The organism is Streptomyces sp. NPDC049879 (genome assembly GCF_044461265.1).
GTDB lineage: Bacteria > Actinomycetota > Actinomycetes > Streptomycetales > Streptomycetaceae > Streptomyces.
In genome coordinates this window covers 623,120-636,923 of the sequence record NZ_JBITKT010000001.1, presented here as the reverse complement: position 1 = coordinate 636,923, position 13,804 = coordinate 623,120, and the positions used below count along the sequence as shown (strand labels likewise).

At 68.1% G+C, this 13,804-nt stretch carries 17 protein-coding genes and 1 CRISPR repeat array (1 of these 18 only partly in view); of the genes, 5 read left to right on the top strand and 12 right to left on the bottom strand.

All coding sequences use genetic code 11. The annotated features are described in order from the left end of the window. Positions 1–395: direct repeats of the CRISPR family, unit length 29 nt; unit sequence CTCTTCCCCGCGCACGCGGGGGTGTTCCC; it reaches 306 nt to the left of the window's first position. A gap of 65 nt (positions 396–460) precedes the next feature. The 4 genes from ACIBPC_RS02905 to ACIBPC_RS02890 form a co-directional block, all read right to left on the bottom strand. Next, complete coding sequence (locus tag ACIBPC_RS02905) at positions 461–1,585, bottom strand: hypothetical protein (protein ID WP_398840831.1); 1,125 nt, start codon at positions 1,583–1,585, stop codon at positions 461–463. A gap of 62 nt (positions 1,586–1,647) precedes the next feature. After that, positions 1,648–2,361, bottom strand: a complete 714-nt coding sequence (locus ACIBPC_RS02900) for a hypothetical protein (protein WP_398840829.1) — start codon at positions 2,359–2,361, stop codon at positions 1,648–1,650. Beyond that, on the bottom strand, positions 2,351–2,497 hold the full coding sequence (locus ACIBPC_RS02895) for a hypothetical protein (RefSeq protein WP_398840828.1): 147 nt from the start codon (positions 2,495–2,497) through the stop codon (positions 2,351–2,353). Before ACIBPC_RS02895 ends, ACIBPC_RS02900 begins: the two co-directional genes overlap by 11 nt. Continuing rightward, on the bottom strand, positions 2,497–2,925 hold the full coding sequence (locus tag ACIBPC_RS02890; protein ID WP_362955670.1) for an ATP-binding protein: 429 nt from the start codon (positions 2,923–2,925) through the stop codon (positions 2,497–2,499). The genes ACIBPC_RS02895 and ACIBPC_RS02890 overlap by 1 nt, the downstream gene beginning before the upstream one ends. A 277-nt stretch (positions 2,926–3,202) precedes the next feature. Between ACIBPC_RS02890 and ACIBPC_RS02885 the strand changes: the two genes are divergently transcribed. The 4 genes from ACIBPC_RS02885 to ACIBPC_RS02870 all read left to right on the top strand — a co-directional run bounded on the left by ACIBPC_RS02885 (position 3,203) and on the right by ACIBPC_RS02870 (position 5,106). Continuing rightward, on the top strand, positions 3,203–4,087 hold the full coding sequence (locus tag ACIBPC_RS02885; RefSeq protein WP_398840827.1) for a helix-turn-helix domain-containing protein: 885 nt from the start codon (positions 3,203–3,205) through the stop codon (positions 4,085–4,087). 3 nt (positions 4,088–4,090) lie between these two features. After that, entirely contained in the window at positions 4,091–4,318 is a 228-nt protein-coding gene (locus ACIBPC_RS02880; RefSeq protein ID WP_398840825.1) for a DUF397 domain-containing protein, read from the top strand. Positions 4,319–4,433: 115 nt separating this feature from the next. Beyond that, entirely contained in the window at positions 4,434–4,646 is a 213-nt protein-coding gene (locus tag ACIBPC_RS02875) for a DUF397 domain-containing protein (protein WP_398840824.1), read from the top strand. A 73-nt stretch (positions 4,647–4,719) separates the two neighbouring features. Beyond that, entirely contained in the window at positions 4,720–5,106 is a 387-nt protein-coding gene (locus tag ACIBPC_RS02870; RefSeq protein ID WP_398840823.1) for a VOC family protein, read from the top strand. A 209-nt stretch (positions 5,107–5,315) separates the two neighbouring features. On the opposite strand, the gene ACIBPC_RS02865 is transcribed toward ACIBPC_RS02870, so the two are convergent. The 6 genes from ACIBPC_RS02865 to ACIBPC_RS02840 form a co-directional block, all read right to left on the bottom strand. Then, positions 5,316–5,882, bottom strand: a complete 567-nt coding sequence (locus tag ACIBPC_RS02865; RefSeq protein ID WP_398840821.1) for an NUDIX hydrolase — start codon at positions 5,880–5,882, stop codon at positions 5,316–5,318. Beyond that, entirely contained in the window at positions 5,858–6,985 is a 1,128-nt protein-coding gene (locus ACIBPC_RS02860; protein WP_398840819.1) for an adenosylhomocysteinase, read from the bottom strand. Before ACIBPC_RS02860 ends, ACIBPC_RS02865 begins: the two co-directional genes overlap by 25 nt. 219 nt (positions 6,986–7,204) lie before the next feature. Continuing rightward, positions 7,205–8,053, bottom strand: a complete 849-nt coding sequence (locus ACIBPC_RS02855) for a helix-turn-helix domain-containing protein (protein ID WP_398840818.1) — start codon at positions 8,051–8,053, stop codon at positions 7,205–7,207. Between the two features lie 5 nt (positions 8,054–8,058). Beyond that, on the bottom strand, positions 8,059–8,574 hold the full coding sequence (locus tag ACIBPC_RS02850) for a DUF6879 family protein (protein ID WP_398840816.1): 516 nt from the start codon (positions 8,572–8,574) through the stop codon (positions 8,059–8,061). Continuing rightward, positions 8,555–8,821: a hypothetical protein gene (locus ACIBPC_RS02845; RefSeq protein ID WP_398840814.1), complete on the bottom strand. Its 267-nt coding sequence runs from the start codon at positions 8,819–8,821 to the stop codon at positions 8,555–8,557. The genes ACIBPC_RS02850 and ACIBPC_RS02845 overlap by 20 nt, the downstream gene beginning before the upstream one ends. A 230-nt stretch (positions 8,822–9,051) precedes the next feature. Continuing rightward, on the bottom strand, positions 9,052–10,173 hold the full coding sequence (locus ACIBPC_RS02840) for an epoxide hydrolase family protein (RefSeq protein WP_398840812.1): 1,122 nt from the start codon (positions 10,171–10,173) through the stop codon (positions 9,052–9,054). A gap of 87 nt (positions 10,174–10,260) precedes the next feature. Here ACIBPC_RS02840 and ACIBPC_RS02835 point away from each other — a divergent pair, with 87 nt between their 5' ends. Further along, the gene (locus ACIBPC_RS02835) at positions 10,261–10,701 is read left to right on the top strand and encodes a MarR family transcriptional regulator (protein ID WP_362955651.1); all 441 of its coding nucleotides are present in this window, start codon (positions 10,261–10,263) and stop codon (positions 10,699–10,701) included. Between the two features lie 178 nt (positions 10,702–10,879). Here ACIBPC_RS02835 and ACIBPC_RS02830 read toward each other — a convergent pair whose 3' ends face one another. Together ACIBPC_RS02830 and ACIBPC_RS02825 are read right to left on the bottom strand one after the other, a co-directional pair. Beyond that, positions 10,880–12,886 carry a hypothetical protein gene (locus tag ACIBPC_RS02830; protein ID WP_398840810.1) on the bottom strand — a complete coding sequence of 669 codons (2,007 nt, stop codon included), beginning with the start codon at positions 12,884–12,886 and terminating at the stop codon, positions 10,880–10,882. Further along, the gene (locus ACIBPC_RS02825; protein WP_398840808.1) at positions 12,883–13,794 is read right to left on the bottom strand and encodes a hypothetical protein; all 912 of its coding nucleotides are present in this window, start codon (positions 13,792–13,794) and stop codon (positions 12,883–12,885) included. The genes ACIBPC_RS02830 and ACIBPC_RS02825 overlap by 4 nt, the downstream gene beginning before the upstream one ends. Between the last annotated feature and the right edge of the window lie 10 nt (positions 13,795–13,804).

Below are 13,804 nucleotides of genomic sequence, written 5' to 3'. Positions count from 1 at the left end.
CTCTTCCCTGCGCACGCGGGGGTGTTCCCCCGTCCGCCGTGCTTTCGCTGCCGTCAATGGCCTCTTCCCCGCGCACGCGGGGGTGTTCCCACGACGCCGTGCTCACACACGCCCAGGTTGTACTCTTCCCCGCGCACGCGGGGGTGTTCCCGAAGCCCTGGCCCTCGCCCGCTGCGCCTACCACTCTTCCCCGCACACGCGGGGGTGTTCCCTCCGGCTTGGCCAAGGTCGAGCGTGAGGCGCCCTCTTCCCCGCACACGCAGGGGTGTTCCCGTCGTGACGGCGGGCGTAGTGGACTTGGAGCACTCTTCCCCGCGCACGCGGGGGTGTTCCCGCGACGGTCGAGCAGTTCGTGGAGATCGCGTGCTCTTCCCCGCGCAGGCAGGGTTTTGGGCATCAGTGCGGAAGGCTTGGCACACGTCCTCGTTCGGCTGGGGTGCATGCCAAGCGGTGGGGTGGGTTATTGGATCAGGTCGGTGTGGGGGTGGTCGGGGGAAGTCGGGCAGATGTAGAGCTGCATGTTGTCGGTGCTGCCGACCTGCACCTGGGTTGGCTGTGAGGGGTCGTTGCCGGCCCGGTGGCTGTCGGCGTAGGCGGCGGCGTGTTCCTCCTGCGGTGCCCAGCTGCGTGCCGCGCCGCCGTCCCATTCGTAGGAGGCGATGGTCAGCAGGGGAACCATCCGGGCGTCGCAGACCGTGCAGGACTGGGGGTCGGGGTCGGTGCGGCCCCAGGGCGGCCAGCCGCCGACCTTCCAGCCGGGAGCCTCACCCAGGCACTCGTCGTAGAACACCCGAGGTTCATACGACTCGGAGTGGTATTCGCCCGCTTCCTGCTGCCTTCTCCACTCCTCCAGCATCTCGCGCGCCTCCGGGCTCACCCCGGCCTCGGCCGTCAGCCATCGGTCCCAGTCCTCCAGCGCGGCCTGGATCTCCGGGTCCACCTCGTAACTGTGGGGGTAGTCGGTGATCGCTTCAGGCGCGAGCAGGCACGGCACCGGCACGTAGTCGTCGTTCTCCACCTCGAACGGCTCCGGCGGCGCGGCGAGGACATCGGTGATGTCGGTGGCGGACCGCCAGAACAGCCTGGTCAACGGCTTGGGGTACGACTCGTGCTCGTAGGGGCACCAGAGGACCTGGAGCACATCGGCCTGCCCCGGCGGCCGCAGCACGGGTATGTCGCGCAGATACAGCTGCGCCACCGGCAGCAGCGGGACCGGCTGTTCCGAGGGCAGCGGACCGGCGTCGAGCCGCTCCATGTACCGCACGGCGAGCCGGTCCCTGACCGCACTCTCCTCAGGCGTGAACGCGGGCCCGTCAGGGTCGGCGCGCCGCCGGGCGAGCACGCGCATGAGATGCCGCGCTTGCGCGAGCGAGGTGCGGAACCCGCTGTCCACGTGTTCCTCTTCGCAGTGCGGCCACGGCTCCCCGGCCGGCCACAGCAGCGGCCCCCCGACAGAGCTGTCCCCCACCGAAGGCGCCCCCGGCCGGGGATGCAGCCGGATCGCCTCCCGCGCCAGCGGAGCCAGTTCAGGAAAGACCACGGCCACATCGACGGACCGCGGCGGAGTAGTACGTACGAACACCATGCCAGCGATCCTGCCACCCACCACTGACAGTCACCATCGCCCCCCGTGACCCGGCCGCGGGCTCAGTCGGTACGCGGCTCCGCCCCGGCCGCGTTGTCCGGGGCGAAGATGCGGCGGACGAGTTCCTCCTCCGGCACCACCCTTATCCCGGCGGGCGGCGGCTTGCCGTGCGGGTCGCGCGCACCGGCCGGGTCCTCGTCCAGCCAGATCAACACGCCCTGGTAGAAGCAGAACCAGCTCTCGTCCACCAGCCTCACCAGCCGCCGCAGCCCCTTCCGCGTCCGCCCGCGCGGCGCGCGCACCGCCGCCACCCCCAACGCGGCCCCCACCGCCGCCGCCACAGCAAGGGACGAGGAACGTTCGCGGTACGGCATCTGCCGCACTCCTCTCTTCTCGGTCGTGCTTATGGACGGTTCCGGGTCGTCCCCGTCGATCAACCGCTGCCAGCGGCGGCCCAGGGTCGTGCGCGGCCTGCGGTGCCGCCCGCCCGGCCGCGCGCGCACCGCGCGCGGCGAGGAGAGGCCGGGCGTGACGTACAGCGGTACGTCACGCCCCTCCTCGTCCACCGGCAGGTGCGCGCTGGCGTGCGCGTGGTCCTCCACCGCGCCCTGCAACGTTTCGAGGCATGGCCCGCAGGCGTACAGCGGCGCGGCGACGGCGGGCGTTCCGGTGGAGACGGTCCCGATCCAGGTCACGAGCGTGTTCCTGTGCCCGCACCAGAGCCAGCAGAGGCCGACGGACCACGACGGCTCCGCCCCGGTGCTCTCACCGGTCACGCGGCGGCTCCTCGTGGTCGTGCGCGCCGATCACCCGCGTGATCCACAGGATCAGCAGCACGGCCCCCAGCCACAAGCCGCCGCCGACCACCGACACCAGCCCCAGTACGAAGCCGATCCGCCTCGCCGTCCTCATCACGCCGCCGCTTCCCCGCAGTTGAGGTGCAGGCCGAACCACACGGCCTTGCCCTGGTGCACCGTCTCGCAGCCGAACTCCTCGGCCATCGCCCGCAACATCCAGAGGCCGCGTCCCGACTCCGCGTCCCACGCGGGCTCGACCACGACGGGCAGCCGCGTCGAACGGTCGTGCACCAGCACCCCGACCAGCTCCCCGTCCAGCACCACGGCGAGACGGCAACGGGGGTCGTCCACGTGCCGCACGACGTTCGCCAGCAGCTCGCTCACCCCCAGGCACGCAAGTTCGACCGCGGGCCCGGAGGCCCCCCAGTCGCGCAGCACGAGAGCCAAGGTCCGCCGCCACGTCTCGATCCCCCGGGCCTGAGCGAGTAAGTCCCACGCGAACGCGTGCCTACGCTCCTCGAAGAACCGGACCGGAACCGTCATGACTGCCCTCCTGACTTTCCCGCGCCTTTCGCGGCGCAAATGCGGTTACCGTCATGACTGTTAGCGTCGGGACGGCTACGCTTCGCAGGTATCAGCATCCCAGCAGAACGCGGGGGCTACAGGCCGGAATTGAGAATTCTGGTCATCAATTTCTCCCGAGAACTCCCGCCCACCACCGACACGTTGCGCCGGACCGAAGAACGTTCTGCTGTGGCGCAGAACGTTCCTTGCCGGAGCGGAACATCACACGTCAGACTGGTACACGGAAGGATCGCCGATGACCATGGACACCGAGTCAGCCACGCCCGCGCTGTGCAGGCTGCAACTGGGTAGTGAGCTGCGTCGATTGCGTCTGGCAGCCGAGCTTTCGGGCGCCGATGTCGTCAGGAAGCTCCTCTGGAGCCCGTCCAAACTGACCCGCTTGGAGACAGGGGAGAACGCAACCGTCGAGCAGGCCGACGTCATGGCCTTGAGCGAGATCTACGGCATCGACAACGAGACACGCGCGTTGCTCATGGAGTACGCAGCGGTCACCAAGACACGCAAGGACTGGTGGCAGTCGCCGGAATACCGCCCGGCGATCGAACCTGGCTTCCGAGCATTCCTTGGCCTGGAGGCCACCGCTGCGTCACTGCACAACTATGCGGCGGAATACGTTCCGGGTCTTTTGCAGACCGAAGCATACGTCCGGGTAATCCACCAGAGCGCCTATCGCGGACTCAGCCCCACTGACGTGGCTCGGCAGGTCACGATTCGCATGAACCGGCAGGAGGTCCTGCGCCGCGTGCAGAGACCTCTCAAGTACACGGCCATCATCAACGAAGCGGTCTTGCGGCGCCGCGTCGGCAGCGCAGATCTCATGCGCGAACAACTGACTCATATCGTGGAAAGGGCCGAAAACCTGCCCAACATAAGGGTGCAGGTCGTCCCGTTCTCCGTGGGAGCGCACGCCGGGATGAACGGCAGCTTCGTGCTGTTCCGCTTCCCCGACGGTGCCGGACCCCGGTCGATCGTCTACCTGGAGAGCCTGGCCGACGCCTGGATCAGCCGCAGGCAGCAGAACGTCAGCCTTTACGCCGATGCGTTCGCGGACATCCAAGCGTTGGCACCAGGCCACGAAGAGTCCCTGACTATGATCAAGAAGGCTATTAAGGAGCACTGACGGATGATCAACAGCAAGTCTCAGACGGCCGACATCCGCTGGGTCGTGTCGAGCTACAGCAACGACCACGGTGGGGATTGTGTCGAGGTCGCTCTCGCCGGGACACCTGGCATCGCCGTACGAGACACCAAGGACCGCACCGGCGGTACAGCGCGTGTCTCCGCCCAGGCATGGACTGCGTTCCTCGGGGCGGCCACCACCGGTGGCTTTGCCCCAGCGGACGCTTCCTAACCACCGGATGTCCCCTGGCCCCCGCAAACCACACCACTGTGCGGGGGCCAGCCCTATCCGGCCACGATCAGGCCGGTCGCCATAGCTGGCACCGCCGTTGGGAAGCCATCTCCTCGTGACGACAGACACCCAACTCCACTGGCGCGTCTCCTCCTACAGCAACGACCAGGGCGGTAGCTGCGTCGAGGTCGCCCTCGCGCCGACGGTGGCCTTCCGGGACACCAAGGACCGCACCGCCGCGACCGCTTACGCCTCCGCTGCCGCGTGGACCGCGTTCCTCGGGGCCGCCACCGGCGGGTACCTCGCCGACCCAACACGCGCCTCGTAGAGTCGGGCCGGGTTTGGAGCCGCGCGGCGGAAATCGTTCGACAACGTCGCCCGGTGCGTGAACCATGCCCCGCATGGCACGACTCAAGGACATCGTCTTCGACAGCTCCCGCCCCGCGGCCACGGCCCGCTTCTGGGCCGCCGCCCTGGACGGTTACGCCGTCGCCCCGTACGACGAGGCGGAACTCGCCCGGCTGCGCGCCGCCGGGATCACCAGCATCGAGGACGACCCGACCGTGCTCGTGGAGACGACCGACGGCGGACCGCGCCTGTGGTTCCAGCTCGTACCCGAGTCCAAGGTCGCCAAGAACCGCGTACACCTGGACGTATTCGCCCAGGACCCGGAGGCCGAGACCGAGCGCCTGACCGCCCTCGGCGCGACCGTTCAGGCCCGGCACGCGGACAACACCGTGCTGGCCGACCCGGACGGCAACGAGTTCTGCCTGTTCAAGGAAGACTGAGGACCACCGACCCCGCCCCAGACGCACGAGAGCCCCACCCGGCAGCCTGGGGGAGGGACCGCCTTGCGGGGCTCTCGCGGGTCAGAGGTACGGCGGGGACCGCACCCCGGACGCAGTGACCCGTGCCGCCGACCCCACCTCACGCGGCGGCCGACGACCACCCGCCCGGCGGAACGGAGAGTACGCGCGTCGGGTGGGGCTTCGGGGTACTACACCAGCGCGGCGACGCGCTTGTGCAGAGTCGTCGGCAGGTCGTTCAGTGGTCGCCACTCGGCGGCGGAAACCTCCTCCTCCTGAATCCGGGGGGTCACCTCACGGACCGTGCGGAAAACGAACCGGAAATCCGCGTGCTGGTGTGCGGGCTCCCCCTTCGCCGGGTTCTCGGGGATGTCGTGCACGTCCACGTGAACGGGCATCTCCAGGATGGGGAGAAACCCGCTGTCCACGCCGGTTTCCTCGGCGAGTTCCCGCAGCGCGGCACGCATGAGTGCGGAGTCTTCGCGCTCCAGGTGTCCACCCGGGGTCAGCCACTTGCCGGTTGCGTTGTGGTGGATCAGCAGCACGTTCCCGGCGTCGTCGATGAGCACGGCCCCAGCGGTGACGTGCAGCGGGGACGTGCTGCGGCTGGTCGGGTCGTCGTCCCGGTCCAGCGCGGCGAACACCGGGGCAAGGCTGTCCTTGTCCTCGGGGTGCTCGTCCGCGTAGCCCGTGAGGACGGTCCGGATGTGTGCGGGGGAAATGGCCATGTGCCTTACCTGTTCCAGTAGTTGAGCCACTGCGCCGCGATGGCGCTTCGGTCGGCGGCGGGGACTTCATGCATCCCGGGTGACAGTCCACCCCGGGCTATCGCTCGCGTCGCCGCGATGATCTCGCCCTGCACCAGGAAGATGAACGGTCCGACGCTCGCACCGTGCAGGAAGTTGACCGCTTCCCCGCCGTTGAGCAAGTAGAAGTAGTGGCCGCTCGTCTCATACCGGGTGACGTGGGCACCGAAGTTGGAACGCCGGTAGCCCTCCGGAAGGCTGGACAGTTCCAACTCATCCTCCGAGCTGGTGACCGTGGCGACGTACGCGCCGTTTCGCAGCGTGGGGAAGTCCTCGCCCCGCAGGGAGAGAGATCCCGTGGCGCACAGGACGAGCCCGGCGGCGTGGATGGCCGCATCCCGGTCCCGGGCGACCCCGAACCCCTGCGAGAGCGCCTGTGCACGCCGCACGGGGTCGATGTCGTACACCGTGACATGAACCCCCTTCGCATGCATCAGACGGGCGATGCTGGACCCGAGCTTGCCGAAACCGATCACGAGCGCGGAACGGCCGTGAAGGATGTCCCCGCGCTCACGCAACAGCGCCTCGGCGGAAAACACCACGCTCTGACCGACCAGGAAGTCTTCCGGGTCCTTGAGCGGAGAACGAGCGACCGAGACCACGGGGCACGGCAGCTTGGCCCGCTCCGCGTAGCGCTTGTGGCCGTTCTCCGTGTCTTCGACCACGCCCAGGATCGTGCCGGAGTAGCGCGCGCACAGGTCGTCCAGCACGGGCGCGAAGTACCCGCCCACGTCGAGCAGAACGAGCCGCTCACCGGCCGCCCGGCCTTCCAGGTAGGACAGCGCCGAGTCCGCATCGGTGAACAGCTCGCGCGTCAACTCATCCACAGTGAAGGCGCGTTCCACTTCACGCCGAGCGTTGTCGTTGATCGACTTCGGTTTGGGAAGCACAGCGCGCAGGTCGGAGACGGTTCCCACGGCACGCACGAACGCGGGCCGCTCGGGCAGCAAGTGCGTGATGAGCAGTGAGGACGGACGGGCAGCCGGCTCAGGGGCGAAGTCGGCCGCGATGCGTGACCAGTAGGTGTTGAGCCTGGCCCTGTCGGACGGTTCCAAAGGTCTCCCCTTCCCTTCGGTGGTGTAGCCGTCCCGGGTGGCGACACGTCAGGGCGGCCGCAACCGGACCGGAGTCAGTTCCACCAGCAGCGCGCATGGCTCGGGCGGTTCGGTGTCGTCCTTACCTCACCAACTGCCCCTTTGCGTAGCGCGATTCCGCACTACGCTAGGTGACTCAGCGACAGGCGACCAAGCCGCTTCTACGTGATTGCACGTCGCCTACAAGATCGCTTGCCGCACTCTGTTGATCAGCTCTTTCGCCTCGGCTCCGTAAACCGCCATCTCCGCCATCCGCGAAAAAGTATCCGCATACGCCTCTACCTCACTCGGCTGCGTAAGCGTGAGATACCCGGAAACCAGTTCGACATTCACCTGGGTGGAATCGTAGATCCAGAAATTTTCAACGGGAAGTTGCGTGCGCCGCCGACGCGCAGGAATGACCCCAATGCTCACATTGGCCAGCCCGATCACCGTCACGACATGCGCGAGCTGCTCATCGTGCGCCTCGGGGGAACTCAACGAGTTTCGCAGAACGGACTCCTCGATCAGGAACGCGAAGGTCCGCCGCCCTTCGTGCATAACTCGCTGCCGTTCCATTCTCGCAGCCACCGCATCGGCTACGTCATCCAGCGCGACCCGTTGCTTTTGAATCATCCGTAACACGTCTTCGGTGTACCGATAGGTTTGCAGCAGTCCAGGAAAGGCCCACGAGCCGTACGAACGAAACCTGCGGGTCCTCTCGTACAACGGAAGTCTTTCGGTCTGAGAACGTCGAAGACCCGCCCGCTCCAGTCGGCGCCAGGTACGCCAGATACCCTCTACGTCACGTAGAGAAGCAACAAGATCCGGCACCTGGTCTTCCGCTCCACAAGCAGTACACCAGATGCGGATGTCATCTTCACTTGGCCGAGTTTTCCCGGTTGCGATGCGAGATACTTTGGAAGGATGCCAGCCGCACAAAGCAGCCAGCCCCTTTCCTTCCAACCCGGCATCTTTCGCCAGTTCGCGAAGCCTGTCCGCAAGCATTTGACGAGCTTGCTGAACGCTGGAGGATTCCGATCGAGGCATGGCGATCAGACCGGTGCGTACCCTTCGTGCGGAGTCGCACGCTCCCAGACGACCTCGAAGGATGCTGTGCACCACTTCGCCAACTCGGGATCTTCGACGTACTCGCGTTCCATCAGAACACCATCACCGCTGAAATGGTGGAAGAGGACGAGACTACTGTCAAATACCCAGAAGTCCACGGCAGGCACAGCAAGATCTTTGGCCGCCCTCCGGGGAAGCCAACGCACTTCTTCCCCGGCCAAGCAGTTGGTCAGCGTGTAGGCGTACTCCCATTGCACATACTCACTCAACGGTTCCGAGACAACGCGCGCCCTCCGCACTTTCACTCCACGACCAACGGCCGAGTGAACAGCGTCGTGCCAGCCTTCCCACCAGCTATCCCGATTTTCGGGCGTGAACTCTCTGTTCCCGTTGCGCCATTCCAAGTAGTCCGGGTCGCTACTGGCATAGTGGTCACGAACTTCAAGATGAATGGCGGAGGCCCTGGCCTTTGCCAGTGGCTCACGGGCGGGGGGCTTCACTCGGCTGGTCTCCATCCGGGCGCGGGATGTACTGAATCATGACTTTGGGGAGGCGGATGATGCTCTCATGGCCCGGCACGCCGGTGCCGTGCCCGGGAATGGAACCAATTTCCTGGCATGCCTTCACTTCTTCTTCCGTCGCGGTGTACGACTGGATCAGCAGATCGCCGGTGTCTTCGTCCAGCCAAATGGTGGGCGAGTCATCCTTGCCGGTGTTCGGAATGATTCCAAGGAAACGCAAGCGCATGGCAACCCCCTGTGCCGATCCAATTGCAGACGATTGCTTGATGGTTGCCCAGATAGCGAGGACCCGTCAAGAGTGCCTGAAGCCCTCGCGCAGCCTTGCCCCATATGGGGAACGGGCAGCACGAGGGCTATAGGGGCGCGGGGGTGGTCGCCGCACTCGACGGACGTTTCGTCTTCGGGTGCCATGGTCACGGTTTCGGCGGCGGGGTCAAACCCCCGGCCGCCGGGCGGCTAACGAGCGCCGGCCACACGTTCTTCCTCAACGCGGGCGAGGAAGAACGCGCGGACGTCCTCGGCGAACAGCTCCGGGACCTCCATCGCGGCGAAGTGGCCGCCGCTCTCGAACTCCGACCAGTGCCGGATGTCGAACAGCCGCTCCGCCAGCGGCCGTACCGACTGCGTGATGTCGTGCGCGAACACCGCCACGCCCATCGGCACCTTGCACGGCAAGGTGCCGCGCGGCACGTCGTGGTGCAGCCGCGCCGAGGAGGCCGCCGTGGCGGTCAGCCAGTACAGGGACACGTCGGTGAGTATCCGCTCGTCGTCCACGGGGGTGGCGGGGTCGCTCCACTGGGCGAACCGCTCGGCGATCCACACAAGTTGGCCGACCGGCGAGTCGGTGAGCGCGTAGCCGATGGTCTGCGGCGTGAGGGCCTGGAGGGCCTGGAAGGGCGGGCGGTCGGCCATCAGCGCCCTGATCTTGTCGAGCCTGGCCTCGTCCCCGGCGGACACGGGGACGTCCGGATCGGGGCGCACCGGCAGGTAGTTGACGTGCACGCCGACGACGTGCTCCTGCGCGACCACGCCGAGGGCCTGGGAGATGCCCGAGCCGAAGTCGCCGCCCTGCGCGCCGTACCGCTCGTACCCGAGGCGGCGCATCAGCTCCGCCCAGGCCCGCGCGATCCGCGTGGCGTCCCAGCCGCGCTCGTGCGTGGGGCCGGAGAAGCCGTAGCCGGGGATGGACGGGATGACCAGGTGGAAGTCGCGCGACAGCGGCTCGATCACCTCCAGGAACTCCAGGAACGAGCCGGGCCAGCCGTGCGTGAGGACCAGGGCGAGCGCGTCCGGCTTCGGGGACCGCACGTGGACGAAGTGGATCGTCTGGTCCTCGATCTCGGTGGTGAAGTGGGGCAGTTGGTTGAGCCTGGCCTCGTGGGCGCGCCAGTCGTAGCGGGTGCGCCAGTGCTCGGCCAGCTCCTTGAGGCGGGCGAGCGGGAAGCCGTAGTCCCAGCCCGCGTCGGCGACTTCGTTGGGCCAGCGGGTGCGGGCGAGGCGATCGTGGAGGTCGTCGAGGTCGGCCTGGGGGACGGCGACGCGGAACGGCACGATGGCGTGGGAATCGGAAGGGGACACGGGATCTCCTGCGGGATCAGACCTATGTTGGTTGCCCCTACATTACCCCCTGAATGTTGGTTCGGCCAACACATTAGAGTGGTCGGTATGGACGAGACCCCCGACCGCATGGCGAGGAAGCCGAGCTGGCTGATCACCCAGCTCGCCGTACACGCGCACCGACTGGCGATGGGTGGCTTCGCCGCCACGGGCGCGCGCGGGTACCACTACCGCGTCCTCGGGGCGTTGCACGAGTTCGGGCCGTCGAGCCAGGCCGACATCGGCCGCCGGTGCCGCATCGACCGCAGCGACGTCGTGGCGGTCGTGAACCAGCTCGTCGCGAACGGTCACGTCGACCGCTCGCCGGACCCGGAGCACGGGCGGCGCAACAGGGTCACGCTCACCCCGGCGGGGCTCGAACAGCTGCGGCGCATGGACGTGGTGCTGGACGAGGTGCAGGACGACCTGCTGCGCCCCCTCACCCCGGCCGACCGCGAGACGTTCACGCGCCTCCTGACCGAGGTCCTCATCCACCACGAACAGGACTGACGCACGTTCGCGGCGGCAGCCGCCGCCTGGGGCCGTATGCCCCAGGTCCCCGGCCCGGGAGGACGAAGCCCTCCCGGGCCGGGGCCGTCAGCCGATCAGGAGGACGCGTCTCCTGTGCTGGCGGCTTCCGCGGTGGCGGTCAGGCAGGGGCCGCTCTTCCGCTGCGCCGTCCTCTTGCTCATCCCTCGTCGTCAACGTCGTCATCGTCGTCGTAGTCGTCGCGCTCCTCCGCGATGTCCTCAAGGTGGGCGAGAAGCTCATCGACGCGAGGGTTCTCCTCGGCCCACCACGGGGCGGCCCTGCGCTCCCCGGAAGACCCCTCGACCAGTGCGGGGGCGACCGCGTCCATCCAGGGATAGGCCACACCCGCTTCGACGGGCGTGTCGTAGTCGTCGGGGTCGAAGTCCATCTCGTCGATATCGCGGATCCTGGGGACGGGCACCGGCGACTGCTCGTGCTTCACCATCCACGTGTTGCGGAAGAAGTCGAACTGCAGGTGGTAGCAGTCGTCCGTCTCGGTGAAGACGATCGGCGGGACGAGGAAGTGCGCCGCACCGACGGTGGCCGCCACATCGATGTAATTCCCGGGCAGGCCACTGGAGTTCCAGCAGGCCGCGAAGTTCACCGGGGCGAGCGGCTCTTTGCCGAGAATATGGATCTGGTTGCCCCGGACCACGAACTTCTCCGGGTCGAGGACCACGTCCTGGCCGAGCACGAGAAGGGGCGCCGGCATGATGTGCGCCCTGGCGAAGGACTGCGCCGCCTCGTTCAGGCCGACGATGTCGCCAAGGCGTGTGGCGCCGACCCTGCCCTGCGCGTGGAACGGGCAGCACGACTCCGTCTCCTCCGGCTCGGGGAAGAGCAGGGACTTGTCGAACGCCGCGACGGCGTCCGCCGTGCGCCGACCGCCTCCGCCGCGCCGCTCGGCGAGGAAGCCGGGAATCCAGTCCGTGCCCGTGGCCTCGATCACGGACGACCCGCACGCGTCACGGAAGGCCGTCCCGCCGAGCTTGCAGTTGAAGTAGTCGAGCAGCGTGATCGCGGCGCACTCCGTGAGCGAGAGCCCCTCGTCCTTGGCGAACCAGAAGTCGTAGCCGTTCGCGACGAAGTCCACCCCGCGGAACCGCTTGTGGACGAACGGCTCACTCGCCGCGTCACCGGTCCGCGGGCCGTTCCAGTGCGCGGCGGCAACCTGGTTGTAGTACGCGTCGGCGTGCCGGGCGAGTTCCGGGGCGAAGACACTCTCACCGGTCAGGTAGCAGGCCTTGCTGAACAGCGCGCCGATCCCCTCGTCGTGAGCGATCTCGGACTCGGCCTGCTCGAAGACGAGTTCGGTGCGCAGGAAGACCTTGCGGCCGTGGCGGTAGGGCGCGCCCTCGTGTTCGTACCGCTGGTCGAAGATGACGCAGGTGAAGGGCTCGATGTCGGTGAGGGCGGTGCCCCCGGCGAGGTCGAGCGCGGGCTCGCCCGAGCCGCCGGTGACGTAGAGCAGCACTGTGTAACGGGACACGTGTCCGCGGGCGGCGTCGTAGTAGGGCGTGTCCCGGTGATGGTGGAAGTTGGCGTCGCCGGGCTCGAAGCGGTTGCACCGGAACACCGGATTCACGTGCGAGAAGCCGTCGAGCACCGCCGCGGGCAGCGCCTTGGACACCGCCTCGGTGAGCGCGTCGGCCAGCAGCGCCGAGTGGAAGATGTAGCGTTCACCGCCGCGGGAGCCGGAGTTGAGCGGCGGGACGTAGAGGTCCAGCTCGTCCAGGCCCTCGATGCGGGCGCGGTCGGCGTCCGGCAGCCGCAGCCGCGCCGCGTATGCGTCCCGCGCCAGCTCCACGGGCCCGGTGAGCGTGAGTTCCAGGGGCACGTCCGTGAAGAGCCGGTCAAGCGGCACGATGTTCTCGAAGGTGCGGAACGACAGCTCACGTGGGTCCACGAACACCGCGGCCAGGTGCGGCGCGCCCTCGCTCGGCCGGGCGAACAGCTCGCGCGCTGCCTCGTCGATACGCTCCGCGTCGACGAAACGCACCGCCTTGAAACGCGCCGTCGGGTGCCAGGAGACCGACAGCCCGTCGAGCACGGCGGCGGCCTCGGTGTCGGTCGCGTCGACCTCGGCGCGGTAGCGGGCCACCTCGTCCTCGGAGGCCGGGCCGGCCGACAGGGCGAAGAAACGGTCACGGAGTTCGGCGCTCATACGCTCCTCCAGAAGCTGCGCAGCGCGGACGGGAGTTGAGGGGCGGACGCCAGCAACTCCGTACCGGCGTCGGAGACGTCCCGGCGGTGGAGAAGCAGGCGCGTGAGGGAACCGGCGAACGGTGCCTCGATCAGGGCCTGTGCGCCATCGGCGCCGATCCGGTTGTACCGGAGGTCGAGCGCCTCAAGCCGCTCGAAACGTGCCAGCGCGCGCACGCCCTCGCCGGTGAGCCGGTTGTACTGGAGGTGCAGCCGCCGTACGTCGCCGAAGCTCCCGGAGGCTGCCAGGGCTGCCGCGCCGTCGTCGCCGATGCCGCAGTAGCGCAGGTCGAGCGTCTCGATCCGCCCGGACGAGGCCGCGGCGGCGAGGGCCTCGGCGCCGGGATCGCCGATGCGGAAGTACGAGAGGTCCAGCTCGCGGATCCCGCCGAGGTCGAGGTCCGCGAGGCCACCGGCCTCATGAGGCGGCGGCGGGAACGGCATGTCGTACTCGTCGATGTCGGGCCCGGCGCTGAAGTACTCGGCGTCCGACTCCTCGGCGGCGGCGCCCGGCTTGATCCGCAGGCCGGTCACGAACCGGCCCTGCCGGGCCTCGGCTATGCGTGCGGGTGCCTCCCGCGACCAGTCGACGGCCACCTTGGTGGCGAAGCCGTGGCAGCGCGCGACAGCCGTCACTCCCTCTGGCAGTTCGGCGTCCCAGCTCTCCTGATGCTCCTCCGTCAGCCGGTCGATCTCGCTCCGCAGTGCCTCGCGTTCACGGTCCCGCACCTCGCGCGCGAGCCGCAGTTCCAGCTGGATGAGCCTGCCCCGGGCGTCGTCCTGCTCCGACAGCACGTCGCTGTACGCGCGCCAGGCGGCGAGGTCGTCCGGGCTTTCCTGTAGCAAATGTTCTAGTGGGGTCGTTCCCATGCGGAGCACT

Coding starts and splice junctions, on each gene's coding strand:
- ACIBPC_RS02905 (WP_398840831.1), bottom strand. CDS start 1,585: ATGGTGTTCGTACGTACTACTCCGCCGCGGTCCGTCGATGTGGCCGTG.
- ACIBPC_RS02895 (WP_398840828.1), bottom strand. CDS start 2,497: ATGAGGACGGCGAGGCGGATCGGCTTCGTACTGGGGCTGGTGTCGGTG.
- ACIBPC_RS02890 (WP_362955670.1), bottom strand. CDS start 2,925: ATGACGGTTCCGGTCCGGTTCTTCGAGGAGCGTAGGCACGCGTTCGCG.
- ACIBPC_RS02885 (WP_398840827.1), top strand. CDS start 3,203: ATGACCATGGACACCGAGTCAGCCACGCCCGCGCTGTGCAGGCTGCAA.
- ACIBPC_RS02880 (WP_398840825.1), top strand. CDS start 4,091: ATGATCAACAGCAAGTCTCAGACGGCCGACATCCGCTGGGTCGTGTCG.
- ACIBPC_RS02870 (WP_398840823.1), top strand. CDS start 4,720: ATGGCACGACTCAAGGACATCGTCTTCGACAGCTCCCGCCCCGCGGCC.
- ACIBPC_RS02855 (WP_398840818.1), bottom strand. CDS start 8,053: ATGCCTCGATCGGAATCCTCCAGCGTTCAGCAAGCTCGTCAAATGCTT.
- ACIBPC_RS02845 (WP_398840814.1), bottom strand. CDS start 8,821: ATGCGCTTGCGTTTCCTTGGAATCATTCCGAACACCGGCAAGGATGAC.
- ACIBPC_RS02835 (WP_362955651.1), top strand. CDS start 10,261: ATGGACGAGACCCCCGACCGCATGGCGAGGAAGCCGAGCTGGCTGATC.
- ACIBPC_RS02830 (WP_398840810.1), bottom strand. CDS start 12,886: ATGAGCGCCGAACTCCGTGACCGTTTCTTCGCCCTGTCGGCCGGCCCG.
- ACIBPC_RS02825 (WP_398840808.1), bottom strand. CDS start 13,794: ATGGGAACGACCCCACTAGAACATTTGCTACAGGAAAGCCCGGACGAC.